Annotated in this window: 14 protein-coding genes; 10 read left to right on the forward strand and 4 right to left on the reverse strand. The window is 39.2% G+C overall.

The window, feature by feature from the left end:
• Window positions 1-307 precede the first annotated feature (307 nt).
• The 4 genes from fahA (at window position 308) to AC056_RS12400 (ending at window position 3,874) form a co-directional block, all read left to right on the forward strand.
• On the forward strand, window positions 308-1,615 hold the full coding sequence (gene fahA / locus AC056_RS12385) for a fumarylacetoacetase (RefSeq protein WP_077163761.1): 1,308 nt from the start codon (window positions 308-310) through the stop codon (window positions 1,613-1,615).
• On the forward strand, window positions 1,602-2,234 hold the full coding sequence (maiA, locus tag AC056_RS12390; protein WP_077163762.1) for a maleylacetoacetate isomerase: 633 nt from the start codon (window positions 1,602-1,604) through the stop codon (window positions 2,232-2,234). Before fahA ends, maiA begins: the two co-directional genes overlap by 14 nt.
• Window positions 2,235-2,250: 16 nt before the next feature.
• Window positions 2,251-2,799, forward strand: coding sequence for a VOC family protein (locus AC056_RS12395; protein WP_004704758.1), 549 nt, complete (start codon window positions 2,251-2,253; stop codon window positions 2,797-2,799).
• 295 nt (window positions 2,800-3,094) lie between these two features.
• On the forward strand, window positions 3,095-3,874 hold the full coding sequence (locus AC056_RS12400) for an IclR family transcriptional regulator (protein WP_068933325.1): 780 nt from the start codon (window positions 3,095-3,097) through the stop codon (window positions 3,872-3,874).
• Window positions 3,875-3,940: 66 nt separating this feature from the next.
• Here the strand turns inward: AC056_RS12400 and hppD are convergent, their stop codons facing one another.
• Window positions 3,941-4,996: a 4-hydroxyphenylpyruvate dioxygenase gene (hppD, locus tag AC056_RS12405; protein ID WP_019458597.1), complete on the reverse strand. Its 1,056-nt coding sequence runs from the start codon at window positions 4,994-4,996 to the stop codon at window positions 3,941-3,943.
• 517 nt (window positions 4,997-5,513) lie between these two features.
• Here hppD and AC056_RS12410 point away from each other — a divergent pair.
• The gene (locus AC056_RS12410) at window positions 5,514-5,984 is read left to right on the forward strand and encodes a DUF523 domain-containing protein (RefSeq protein WP_077163763.1); all 471 of its coding nucleotides are present in this window, start codon (window positions 5,514-5,516) and stop codon (window positions 5,982-5,984) included.
• A 15-nt stretch (window positions 5,985-5,999) separates the two neighbouring features.
• Here the strand turns inward: AC056_RS12410 and AC056_RS12415 are convergent, their stop codons facing one another.
• From AC056_RS12415 to pncA, 3 genes are all read right to left on the reverse strand, one after another.
• On the reverse strand, window positions 6,000-7,343 hold the full coding sequence (locus AC056_RS12415) for an MATE family efflux transporter (RefSeq protein ID WP_077163764.1): 1,344 nt from the start codon (window positions 7,341-7,343) through the stop codon (window positions 6,000-6,002).
• Window positions 7,344-7,520: 177 nt separating this feature from the next.
• Window positions 7,521-8,459 carry a bile acid:sodium symporter family protein gene (locus tag AC056_RS12420; RefSeq protein WP_077163765.1) on the reverse strand — a complete coding sequence of 313 codons (939 nt, stop codon included), beginning with the start codon at window positions 8,457-8,459 and terminating at the stop codon, window positions 7,521-7,523.
• Between the two features lie 54 nt (window positions 8,460-8,513).
• A complete protein-coding gene (gene pncA, locus AC056_RS12425) occupies window positions 8,514-9,158 on the reverse strand; it encodes a bifunctional nicotinamidase/pyrazinamidase (RefSeq protein WP_077163766.1) in 645 nt (214 codons plus the stop codon).
• A gap of 329 nt (window positions 9,159-9,487) precedes the next feature.
• Between pncA and dapA the strand changes: the two genes are divergently transcribed.
• From dapA to AC056_RS12450, 5 genes are all read left to right on the forward strand, one after another.
• The gene (gene dapA / locus AC056_RS12430; RefSeq protein ID WP_004704743.1) at window positions 9,488-10,381 is read left to right on the forward strand and encodes a 4-hydroxy-tetrahydrodipicolinate synthase; all 894 of its coding nucleotides are present in this window, start codon (window positions 9,488-9,490) and stop codon (window positions 10,379-10,381) included.
• A 15-nt stretch (window positions 10,382-10,396) separates the two neighbouring features.
• Window positions 10,397-10,996 (forward strand): lipoprotein-34 precursor (NlpB), encoded by a 600-nt coding sequence (locus AC056_RS12435; RefSeq protein WP_077163805.1) that lies wholly within the window; start codon window positions 10,397-10,399, stop codon window positions 10,994-10,996.
• 35 nt (window positions 10,997-11,031) lie between these two features.
• Window positions 11,032-11,751, forward strand: coding sequence for a phosphoribosylaminoimidazolesuccinocarboxamide synthase (gene purC / locus AC056_RS12440; protein ID WP_002119240.1), 720 nt, complete (start codon window positions 11,032-11,034; stop codon window positions 11,749-11,751).
• 193 nt (window positions 11,752-11,944) lie between these two features.
• A complete protein-coding gene (locus tag AC056_RS12445) occupies window positions 11,945-12,148 on the forward strand; it encodes a hypothetical protein (RefSeq protein ID WP_025469217.1) in 204 nt (67 codons plus the stop codon).
• Window positions 12,149-12,475: 327 nt separating this feature from the next.
• Entirely contained in the window at window positions 12,476-13,315 is an 840-nt protein-coding gene (locus AC056_RS12450; RefSeq protein ID WP_077163767.1) for a formate/nitrite transporter family protein, read from the forward strand.
• The last annotated feature ends 10 nt before the right edge of the window (window positions 13,316-13,325 follow it).

Below are 13,325 nucleotides of genomic sequence, written 5' to 3' on the forward strand. Positions count from 1 at the left end.
ATCATAAATTGATCAGATTTTCATAGAGATTGATGAAAAAATAATTGCGTTACTTTTCTCATAACCGCGCATGAAAACAGAAAATGCAAGAAATAACAATTATTATGCAATGTGTAATTAAATTATGTATTGCGTAATTTTATGAATTCAGTATTATAAGAACCATGAAGCAATTGGTTGTGCTCGGTCTATATCAAACTCATAAGTAAAAAAATGATCTAACCAAGGTTAAAACTTATTGAGTAGCTCAGTCCCTAGGCCGAACTTTTATTTGTATAAGACACGAGATGAAGACAAGGAAGCGAAAATGGAACAAAAACTAAACTCTTTTATTGAAGTTTCACCTCAATCTGATTTCACTATTCATAATTTGCCTTATGGTATTTTTAGTAGAACAGCCGAAGGCGAGCGTCAGGTCGGTGTAGCTATTGGTGATTGGGTCATTGATCTCGCTGCTCTTGAAAAGCACGGTCTTTTAAAACTTTCAGATCAAGACACATACTTTAACCAGCCTACACTGAATAAATTTATTGAATCGGGCAAAGCTAACTGGTCTAAAGTTCGTAAAACATTACAGTCTCTTCTTTCAGTTGAAAATTTAACGCTTCAAGAAAACCAAGCATTACGTCAGGAAGTTCTAGTTAAGCAAGACAGCGTGACTTTACATTTACCTGTTCGCGTACCTGGCTATACCGATTTTTATTCTTCTAAAGAACACGCGACCAATGTCGGCTGTATGTTCCGCGACCCTAAAAATGCCTTGCTTCCAAACTGGACCGAATTACCTGTAGGTTATAACGGTCGTGCTAGCTCTGTTGTCGTGAGCGGAACTCAAGTGGTACGCCCATCAGGTCAAATCAAACTTCCAAATGAAGAACGTCCAGTTTTCTCAGCAACGCGTAAACTCGATTTCGAACTTGAAACAGCATTTATTGTGGGTAAACCAACTCAATTGGGGCAGCCTATCTCGATTGAAAATGCTTGGGACCATATTTTCGGAATGGTTCTGCTAAACGACTGGTCAGCACGTGATATCCAGCAATGGGAATACGTTCCTCTAGGTCCATTCAACTCAAAATCGTTTGCTAGCGCTATTTCACCTTGGGTGGTAACGCTTGAAGCACTTGAACCATTTAAAGTTGAAGGCCCGAAACAAGAACCAAAACCACTGGCTTATTTACAAGAAAATATCGCCAACAGTTACGACATTAATTTGAGTGTTGAGATGCAAACACCAAAATCAGCACAAACTGATGTGATCTGTAAAACCAACTTCAAATATATGTATTGGTCTATGGCTCAGCAGCTGACTCACCACACGATTGGAGGCTGTAACGTTCAGGTCGGTGACTTAATGGGTTCAGGTACTATTTCAGGTTCTACACCTGACTCTTATGGCAGCTTGCTTGAGCTGACTTGGAACACCACTAAACCTTTAACACTTGCTAACGGTGAAACTCGTGGTTTCTTACAAGACGGCGATACACTCATCATGAAAGGTCACTGTGAGAAAAATGGTATCCGTATTGGCTTTGGTGAAGTTCGAAATACTGTACTTCCTGCATTAGATTTTGATTTTGCAGAAACTTCGGAGCCTGACTATGAAGCTGTATAGTTACTTTCGTAGCTCTGCAGCTTACAGAGTACGGATTGGCCTAAACCTTAAAAGTCTCGCTTATGAAACTCTACCCGTTCATTTAGTTAAAAATGAGCAGCAAAGTGAAGACTATTTAAAGTTAAATCGCAGTGCCTTAGTGCCAACTTTAGTGGACGGCGATTTAACCTTGTCACAGTCATTAAGTATTTTGGAATATCTGGATGAACAATATCCAGAAACCAAACTACTTCCAAATGATGTGAAAGAGAGAGCCAAAATCCGTGCTTTTGCACAAGCAATCGCTTGTGATATTCACCCCTTAAACAACTTACGCGTTCTGAAATATTTAAAAAATGACTTAAATGTCTCGGACGAACAAAAAAATTATTGGTATCAGCACTGGATTATTGAAGGCTTTCAAAGTCTCGAACAGCAACTTCAAGATTCAAACGGGCAATTTTGCTTTGGACAACAAGCAACGATTGCCGATTGCTGCCTGATTCCACAGGTCTACAACGCGAAACGCTTCAAGATAGATTTATCTGCGTTTCCAAAAATTGAATCAATTTATCAACATTGTTTGTCTATCCCAGCCTTCTATAACGCGGCACCAGAACAACAACCAGATTGGGAATAGTAAAAGGAGTTTCAACATGACATTTGCCATTAAAAAAATACATCACGTTGCATATCGTTGTAAGGATGCGAAAGAGACTGTTGAGTGGTATAAAAAAATGCTCAACATGGACTTTATCTTAGCTTTTGCTGAAGACCATGTTCCTTCAACAAAAGCCTTTGATCCTTATATGCATTTATTCCTAGATGCTGGTCAAGGCAACGTTTTGGCATTTTTTGAGTTACCAACTCAACCAGAAATGGGTCGAGACGAAAATACGCCTCAATGGGTTCAACATATTGCTTTTGAAGTTGAAGATTTAAATGCCCTAATGGCTGCGAAACAACATTTAGAAGAAAATGGTGTGAAAGTGTTGGGCGTGACGAACCATGGAATTTTCCACTCAATTTATTTCTTCGACCCAAATGGCCATCGTTTAGAACTGACTTATAACGATGTTCATGCTGAAGAAAAAATTGCAAAAATTACTGAAGAAATGAAAGCTGAAATGTTAGATGAATGGAGCAAAACCAAACGCGCTCCACACCACACTCACTTCTTACATGAAGAAGAGTTAGGAACCTAATTTTAAAACAGCAAACTAAAAAATCGGCATTGATTAGAATTGTTTGAATGAACGGTTCTATATCAATGCCGATTTATATTATTTAAAAACGCTAAATTTCTAGAAAATTGCGCTATAAATGAGAGCATAGTGATTTTAGAAAATTGTTGATTATTAAACATGCCAATTTCGCTAATAGAAAAAGGTGATTTCTATTTCTCGCGAGGCTCAGGCATGATGTAAATCGCAGCAATTTCAATTTATGTTTTGATCGTCACTGTTTAACAGCTGAAGTAAATTTATTAAGGGTATTTAAATGATTGAAGAAAAAGTATCTGGGGGGGTTCAATCACTTGAAGTCGGTTTATCTGTACTAAACGCCCTCTTGGAACACAATCAACCTATTATTCTCAAAGATCTATCTAGCAAGCTAGAAATGCATCCGGCTAAAGTACACCGCTATCTGGTTAGCCTTATTCGTATGGAATATGCAAAACAGCTTGATGATGGTCAATACGCCCTAGGCGATCAGGCATGGCGCTTAGGTCTAAACTGTGTTCAACATAGCGACACACTACAGCTCGTACAGCATTTAATTTACGACCTACAAAACAAAATTGGTTGCGGCATACAAATTAGTAAATGGTCCCCGAAAGGGCCTGTTGTGGTTCAGTCAATTGAGTCTAACCACCCTATTTCGATTGTCACTAAAGTCGGCTCAATTATGCCTTTAGTTAATTCTGCTGCAGGACGTTTATTTGCTTCTTATCTTCCAGAGCATTTTGTTCGTCCCTTAATGGAAGCCGAATGGCAAAAGCATCAGGAACTTGGACTAAATATTGCCCCACACAACTGGCAAGCATTTACAGAGCTTAAAGAAACCATTCGCCAGCAACAAATGTCAGCAGCGAAAGGTGATTTACTCACAGGTATTAACGCAGTAGGTTTACCAGTATTTAACTCAAACCAGAGCATAGAGTTTTGTATTGTGGCGCTTGATAGTGAAATGTTTTTACCCGTCGACCCACAAAGTAAAATTATTGAAACGCTTAAAAATGAGATTAATTTAATTAATCAATATATTAAAAGCCGCTAATCATTAGCCATAAAAAAAACCAAGAGCAATGCTCTTGGTTTTTTTAGATTAGAGACAAAGCAAAACTTATTTTGCTTCGAGAACGCCACGGCGAATTTGGTCACGTTCAATCGATTCAAACAGTGCCTTGAAGTTACCTTCACCAAAACCGTCGTCATCTTTACGTTGAATAAATTCGAAGAAAACTGGCCCAATCATATTTTGAGAGAAGATTTGCAATAAAAGCTTCTTCTGACCGTCTTTAGTATTACCGTCAAGCAAAATACCGCGCTGCTGTAATTCACTAGTCGGTTCACCATGCTCAGGTAAACGGTCTTCCAACATTTCATAATACGTGTTTGGCGGTGGAGTCATAAATTGCAGACCCAAGCCCTTTAACTTATCCCAAGTCGAAATTAAGTCATCACAAATAAACGCGATATGCTGAATACCTTCGCCATTAAAATCAGCTAAGAATTCTGCAATCTGACCGTTACCCTTGTCTGAGTCTTCATTTAAAGGAATACGGATCATGCCATCTGGAGCAGTTAACGCTTTAGATGTTAAACCTGTATATTCACCTTTAATGTCGAAGTAACGAATTTCTTGGAAGTTAAAAATCTTCTCGTAGAAATTTGCCCAGTACTCCATACGGCCTTTGTAGACGTTATGAGTTAAGTGGTCAATTTCATTTAAACCCGCACCTTCTGGGTGACGCTGCGCATCATCAAAGAAAACAAAGTCATTTTCATAAATGTCACGGTCAACCAAGAAGATTGGCATGCCACCAATACCTTTAATTGCCGGAATATTAAGCTCCATTGGCCCAATATTAGATTGCATTGGTTCTGCACCAAGCTCAACAGCCTTTTTAAAAGCTTTTGCCGCATCACGTGTTTTGAATCCCATTGCGCAAGCAGATGGGCCATGCTCATTGAAAAAGAATGAAGCATAAGATTCTGGCTGATAATTCAGGATAATATTGATATTTCCTTGACGCCATAAGTACACTTTTTTCGATTTATGCTTGGCTACTTTTGAAAAGCCGATGGTTTCAAAAATTGTATCTAATTCATTTTCTTTTGAAACAAACTCAATAAATGCAAAACCGCATAGTTCTAATGGGTTCTCTAAAATATCCATCTAGTTTCCCTCTGGTGATTACCTGATCCGTTTATTTCTGCTGATCTGGTCAGCTCCTTTCTCTATAGAATACGCATTTGCTGGGAGAGTGTTTGAACCGTCAAAATGCCTTAGCCCAACGCATCCTATGAGAAAAAAACCAATAATTAAAACGATGATTGAGTGAGCACGAAGCCGATGATTAATTTCCCTTCTATATGGTGTTTATTTTCCATACACAGTCCTTTCTTATCTAAAAGTACGATTGAGATTTTTCAATAAATCTTTAAAAATCGCCTTTTCCTAAAGTCATTCCTAGATTTATGGAGGCCAACATCCTTGTTGGACCTCCAATGGCCATTTACCTTAAAACAGATGCTACTAAAAACAATTAAATTATGCAATACATAATTTAATTATGAATTGTGTAATTTATTAATCAAAATACGCCGTTTGTTTGTGCTTGTTTTAGATTTCATATTTTATAAATCATTGGGTACACTCACATGGCTTTTAAAGTTCTAACGGCGGAAAACTTATGCTTTTAATTAGTGCCTGTTTAATTGGTGAACCTGTACGTTATGACGGCCGATCATGCTTGCACAGTAAGCTTCAGCAGTTATTTTTAAATAAAAAAGCCCACGCACTTTGCCCAGAGTTATTAGGCGGTTTTAGCACGCCTCGCTTACCCGCAGAAATTGTAGGAGGAACAGGTCAAGATGTGCTTGATGGCAAGGCAAAAATTACTGATTCATCTGGTTTAGATGTAACAGACTTATATTTAAAAGGTGCTCACCGCACTTTGGAAATTGCACAGCAAATAAAAGCAAGTTGTGTGGTTTTAAAAGAAAATAGCCCATCTTGCGGCAGTCAAAAAATTTATAACGGAACTTTTCAAGGCGAGAAGATTACGGGTGTTGGGATTACCACAGCACTGTTAAAGCGCCATGGTTTTAAAGTGATTTCTGAAAACGAAATTGAAGAATGGTTAGCAGCACATCCCCTTTAAGCATTGCCTGCTCAATCAAAACCCTTTTAATTGCTTTCTAAAACGGAAACAGAAAGCACTCAATATACAAGCTACTAAATAGCTTATGACTGCCATACTCCAAAAACCATAAATTCCCATTGCAGAAATCGAATGACTCCCCCAATACAGCCCTTTATAGGCCATCCACCAGCCACCACCCAATCCGAAACATAGCACCACGACTAAAAAAATCAGCATGGGTAAAATTGACACATCCCAACAGCGCAGCAAAGAGGTGAGTAAGGTCATGAAGCCATCTAGAAAATGAGATATACAGACAATTAACAGCAGTGATGCAGCCAAAACCTTCACAGCCAAATCATCTGAATAGAAGGTGACAATTAAGTCTCGCTCCAACCATAAACCTAGGGACAGACTACCACTCACTGCCATAATTACCCATATACTTTGTCTGGCAATTTTGTTTGCTTCTTCCATGTTGCCACTGCCCATAGATCGCGATACCAAAATGCTATAAGCCGAGGCAATTGAGGAGGGAAAAATAAACATAAAACCACCCGTGCTCGCGACAATTTGATGGGCTGCTGACACTACACTTCCAAAAGGCAAAATCAGAATGGCAACCGAACAAAATGCAACAACATCCATCAACGCCATGATCGCGGTAGGTATCCCTATTTTTAAAATCATACGCAGACTTTGTCGGCCATCTTCAACCGACCGTTCTGGTTGCTCAATAAAAATGTAGCTTTTCTCTAGGAAAAACAGGTAATAAACAGCCAACATAAACCACCGTACAATGAGAGTGGCTAACAAAGCCCCTATGGCACCGAGTGGTGGAATTGAAAATGAAGCGACACCATAAATCAAAAGATAGGACAAAATAATTTTAAGAATGAAAAAAATGCTATCTGACAGTAAAACCTTATGCGCATTTTCAGTGACCTGAGACAAAGCTGTACATAGGCGCATCAGTAAATGCGCAGGTAAAATAAATACCAAGACCCAAATACAGTTTTTAGTAATTGAAACCACATGTTCAGATGCACCAAATAATTTTGGTAAATCACGGAACAAGTAAAGCAAGCCAATACTCACCAATGCCGAACATAACATTAGCCAAATGCCTTGAATAAAGATTTGACGAATATGGGGTATGTCATGGCAACCATAAGCTTCCGAGAGCTTGAGGATCACACCTTGCAAAATACCCATCCCAATGACATAAATCACTGTATATAAAGATAAGGTTACCGATAATGCGGCGACATGGTCATTGCTAAAATGCCCTACATAAGCAATATCAATCAATCCACTTAAAACTAGAATTAAATTGCTTGAGAGCATGGGAATAAATAATTTAAAAATCTGGTTCATTAAAAAAAGCCTTATTTTTTTCTTTGCGATTTATGTTGATATTCACGTTATTTTTAGTGCATCAATCCAAAGCAAAAGACATACCAGTTCTAAATTCAGCTTCCTCTAAAATGTTCTTTAAATAAAAAAGCCAAACTATTCGTTTGGCCTTCTTTTGTAATGTATGTTTTTCTACAGTTATTCTTGTTTGTGTTTACTTGCCCAATAAGTGGCAAGCGCAGGACCAGAAATATTGTGCCAAAGGCTGAAAATTGCGCTTGGTACAGCCGTAATTGGAGAAGCAGCAAAATGCACTGCTGCAAGCGCCACGCCTAAGCCTGAGTTTTGCATTCCTACTTCTACCGCAATTGCTTTACTGTCTGCATAAGGCAATTTAAAGAAACGAGCTGCGGTAAAACCTAATAAATAACCAAATCCATTATGGAGTATCACTACCGCCAAAATAAGCAAACCCGACTGTAAAATAGCTGCTTTGCTCCCACCAATAATGGCTGCCACAATCGCGACAATTGCAATAACTGAAACTAACGGCATAACTTGAATATAGGACTCGACCTGACGTTTAAGCCAAGTTCGCAAAATCAGACCAATCACAATAGGCAGTAGCACCACCTGTAAAATTGAAATAAACATCGAAGCTGCATCAATCTTTAACCATTGGCTGGCTAGCAGATAGAAAATTGCAGGAGTTAATACAGGTGCTAAAAGTGTTGATACCGATGTGCAGGCGACCGATAAAGCCACATTGCCTTTAGCCATATAGGTAATCACGTTTGAAGCTGTTCCGCCTGGGCAACACCCCACTAAAATAACGCCGACTGCAATTTCAGGCGGTAAATTAAATAATTTACATAGAACATATGCTAAACCGGGCATCACCACAAACTGGGCAACCACTCCAATCAACACCGCTTTAGGGCTTTGCAATACCCCTTTAAAGTCATCAACGGTCATGGTCATTCCCATACCGAGCATAATAATCCCTAAGATCCATGGGATGTACGCTTTAAGCCAGACAAAAAACTCAGGTTGCCATAGCGCTAGAGCCGCAAAAACGATGACCCATAAAGCAAACGTTTTCTGAACAAATTGAGTAAAACGTAATAATGCAGACATGCTGTTCATCCATATCAAATCGCAATTAAAGCCCAAACAACATGAGCACTCTCTCTAACATTCACTCAACAAGTCAGTCGATTGAATACGGACCACACCCTGTTGCTGCATCGCTTGCCATGCCTGTTCTAAAGAGCCGTTCAGATTAATACCCTTACAGGCATCTTCAATCACTAAAGTTTTAAAGCCGAGTTGAACTGCATCTAAAGCAGTCCATGCGACACAAAAGTCCGTAGCAATTCCGACCACATAAACCGTATCAATGCCGCGCTCTTTTAAGTAACCCGTTAAACCCGTCATTGTGCTGTGGTCTGCTTCCATAAAAGCCGAGTAGCTATCAATATGAGCATGAAAACCTTTTCGGATAATCAGCTGGGCCGTTGGGATATTCAAATCTGGATGAAATTCGGCATCATGGCTACCTTGTACACAATGTTTAGGCCAAAGCACTTGCGGTCCATAATCGAGCTCAATGGTTTCAAATGGCTGTTTACCCAAATGGTTGGCGGCAAAAGATATATGATTATCTGGATGCCAATCTTGTGTCAGAACGACATTTTCAAAACAACGCGCCAATTGGTTAATGGTTGGAATAATTGTATCGGCATCGGCAACTGCTAAATTTCCACCCGGTGTAAAACCATTTTGTACATCAACTACGACTAAAGCCGAATTTTGTGGTTGTTTCTTCATTTTCATGCCATCTTAAGTCCCATTCGGGAAAAATATGCATTTTATCTTGCCATAAAAAAGACCGTAGCAAGTAAGGATTCGCAGAATTGAACCATATTGTCATATTTACTGTCTTTTACTTGAAATGATCAAATTGGCATTCTATGTTTTGCTCAAGTTTACATAGGGTTTATCAGTTAAGCATATTGTTCTTATGCGTCTGATCAGTCATAATTTGCATAATTGTCATTCAACAATCTGTTATTGTTAGAACTGGACAATCAAAATACTGCAACCATCCCACATTTTGTTTTTCTTACCTCAGATTCGGATGGATAAATAGGATATTTTTTAAAATGACTCAGCAAGCACAGACCATTCAAGGCTCAATCGTCGCAATTGTCACTCCCATGTTGAAAGATGGCGGTGTAGATTGGAAGGGTCTTGAGAAGCTGGTTGAGTGGCACATAGAACAAGGTACAAACAGTATTGTAGCCGTCGGTACAACCGGCGAAGCCTCAACATTGAGCATGGAAGAGCACACACAGGTTATTAAAGAAATTATTCGTGTAGCCAATAAACGTATTCCAATTATTGCCGGTACTGGTGCAAACTCAACCCGCGAAGCAATCGAATTAACTAAAGCAGCTAAAGACCTCGGTGCTGATGCCGCTTTACTTGTAACACCATACTATAACAAACCAACCCAAGAAGGCCTTTTCCAACACTATAAAGCGGTTGCCGAAGCTGTTGAATTACCTCTTATTCTTTATAACGTACCGGGTCGTACAGGCGTAGACTTGTCAAACGATACAGCGGTACGTTTAGCAGAAATTCCTAACATTGTAGGTATTAAAGACGCAACAGGTGATGTACCTCGTGGTAAAGCTTTAATCGATGCTTTAAACGGCAAAATGGCTGTTTACTCAGGTGACGATGAAACTGCATGGGAACTTATGCTTCTTGGCGCAGATGGTAATATCTCGGTTACTGCAAACATTGCACCTAAGGCAATGAGCGAAGTATGTGCGGTTGCAATTGCTAAAGATGAGCCACAAGCGAAGACGCTTAACAATAAGATTGCAAATTTACACAATATTCTATTTTGCGAATCTAACCCAATTCCTGTGAAATGGGCACTACATGAGATGGGACTGATTGATACTGGTATTCGTTTACCACTCACTCCTCTCGCTGAGCAATATCGCGAACCTCTCCGCAATGCCCTAAAAGATGCGGGAATTATTTAATAAGAGCAATTTATGATGCAATTACGTCTTGGTTTAGTCCTTGCAGTTTCAGCCTTAAGTTTAGCTGGCTGTGGTCGCTTCGCACTCAATAATCACTCTTTAGATTATAAAAAAGCAAAGCAACTCGCCCCGCTTGAGTATCCTGCCGATGCAACTGTACGACCAGCGACGCCTTTGTATCCTGCACCAACAGTAGACCAGCTCGCTATCGATCATGCACCGAAGTTTGAAAACAAGCGTGGCAATCGTTTTGCATTGCCTCGCCCTGAACAAACTCAAGGTGATACAGCAGATACAGCTGCTCAATCAGGTAGCGCGCTTAGTCGCCCTCAACTTGTAACAGATGGTAATAAAAACCCACTGTTAAAAATTGATGGAAGTACCGCTGAAATTTGGCAATACACCAAAGCAACCCTAAGCACGTTAAATTACAACATCATCGCTCAAGGCAGTAATCAAGCGACGATTAAAGTAAATGACAAAACTTATGTGCTTAAACTGACTGGTGTTGGCTCTAGTCATAGCCTTGCTCTCTTTAATCCAGACAACACTTTTGCAAGCCCTGAAGTTGCGGCAGAAGTGTTAAACCAGATTTACCAAAATTGGCCAGCCTAGTCGTTTACTAGGCATTTTTTTTAAAAGGTTCCCTCATGTTAAAACAAACCTTGCTCTATACTGGTAAAGCAAAATCTGTATATGAAACAGACAATGCCGACCATCTGATTTTAGTCTTTCGTGATGATGCCTCTGCGTTCAATGGCGAAAAAATCGAACAACTAGATCGTAAAGGCAAGGTGAACAACCGTTTTAACGCCTTCATCATGGAAAAACTTGCTGCTGCGGGTATTGAAACGCATTTTGAAAAATTGCTTTCTCCAACTGAAGTTCTTGTTAAAAAACTTCAAATGATTCCTGTTGAATGCGTAATTCGTAACTATGCAGCTGGTTCTCTATGCCGTCGTTTAGGTGTAGAAGAAGGTAAAGAACTTACTCCTCCTACATTTGAATTGTTCTACAAAGATGATGGCTTAGGCGATCCAATGGTTAACGAATCTCAAGCGATTGCTTTAGGTTGGGCGACTGCTGAACAGTTAGAACAAATGAAAGTGTTAACTTATAAAGTAAATGATGTATTGAAAGCATTATTTGCTGAAGGCAACATGATCTTGGTGGACTTCAAACTTGAATTTGGTGTTTTCCATGACCGTATCGTACTTGGTGATGAATTCTCTCCAGACGGTTGCCGTTTATGGGACAAAGACTCTAAGAAGAAACTCGACAAAGACCGTTTCCGTCAAGGTTTAGGCGGTGTTGTTGAAGCTTATGAAGAAGTTGCAGCTCGTTTAGGCGTAGATTTATCTGACATCTAATTAGCCAGACTTTAGTAAGAAACCGAGCTGAATTGCTCGGTTTTTTTATTTTCTAGGCACTAAAATTCAGGAAAAGTAGACAGATTTGTATATTTAATTAAATTATTACTTGCACAATATAAAAGCAAAGCACTAAAATCTAAAAAAACATTAATTGCATCACAATAATTAAATTTAAAGTATGGTGAGCCCTATGGAACTACTTAAGCCTGAAAAGAGATTAATGAATCACTCGATACAGTTTGGTGAAAATCCATTAGTGATTTTATCTAATTTTAGCGACTCTGCTTTGAAACAAGGTTGGAGCGAAGCTGAAGTGGAAACCGTCATTTCTGAAGCTTCTCAAGGTGACTATATGAAACTCATACGGACTTTGAGAACATATACCTTACTTTAATTATTGTTACTGATGTTATCTGATTTGCCGTAAATCTTTAGCGTCAACCCTATACTGATTTCTGACTTCTTCATCATAATTGCTCCCCTTTGACTCAGGCGGCAATTCGTCTTGTCATGCAAAGTTTTATCGACCTCTTCTTATATTTAGCTGTCCTATCTGGTTAATTGCTTCTATTTGCATACTATTTTGCTTAGCGTCGTATCTTTCAATTTATAAAAAGATACATAAAGCTGTTATGAATCAACTAGATTTATTCTGAATACTGCCTTAACAATAAACAAAAATAATAAGTAGAAAATATTTATTCTATGAGGAGTAAGCATGATGGACCATGAAATAGAGGAAAAAAAGGTCGAGCAAACCTTAAGTTGGCGTGAAAAAATGGCAGTTGAAGAACATGAAAAACTGTCACCGCGTTTAGTCTATGAAATTATCCGCCGTGATGGTGCAGAAGAGCTGGATCGGCCAACAGCTGCACTGATCTTTTCAGGAATTGCAGCAGGTCTAGTCATCAGTTTTTCTTTTGTGTTTAAGGCGATTATCGCTTCTTATCTTCCAGCTGATGCAGTCTGGACCGATTTAATCACCAATGTCGGTTATACCATTGGTTTTTTGATCGCTATTTTGGGCCATATGCAACTCTTTACCGAAAATACCATCACCACAGTTGTACCTCTATTCAAGCCCTTTACTCTCGAAAAATTACAAGCTGTAGGCCGATTATGGGGGATTGTGATTTTATGCAACATCATTGGAACAGCTTTAGCGAGTTTATTTTTCCTCACTACTCACCTGTTTACACCCGATATTGACAAGGCACTAGACGAGCTAGCACATCATGTTGCGTCTTTTTCTGCGACCGAAAACTTACTGAAAGGTATTATGTCAGGGCTGTTAATTGCTGCACTAGTCTGGATGCTGCCTTCAGTTAGCAATAAATTCCTACTCATCTTTTTCATGACATATTTGATAGGACTCGGTGACTTTACCCATGTAGTAGTAGGTTCTACCGAAATGTCTTATCTAGTTTGGCAAGGAGATGCCTCTATTAGTGAATATATTTTTAATTTCCTGATTCCAACGACTATTGGAAATATTATTGGTGGTACAGGCGTGTTTACCCTGCTGATTTATGGTCAGGTTACTGAGGAATTGGAACAATAGCAGGACTCAA

Origin of the sequence: Acinetobacter genomosp. 33YU, assembly GCF_001990725.1 — a bacterium.
Lineage (GTDB): Bacteria > Pseudomonadota > Gammaproteobacteria > Pseudomonadales > Moraxellaceae > Acinetobacter > Acinetobacter seifertii.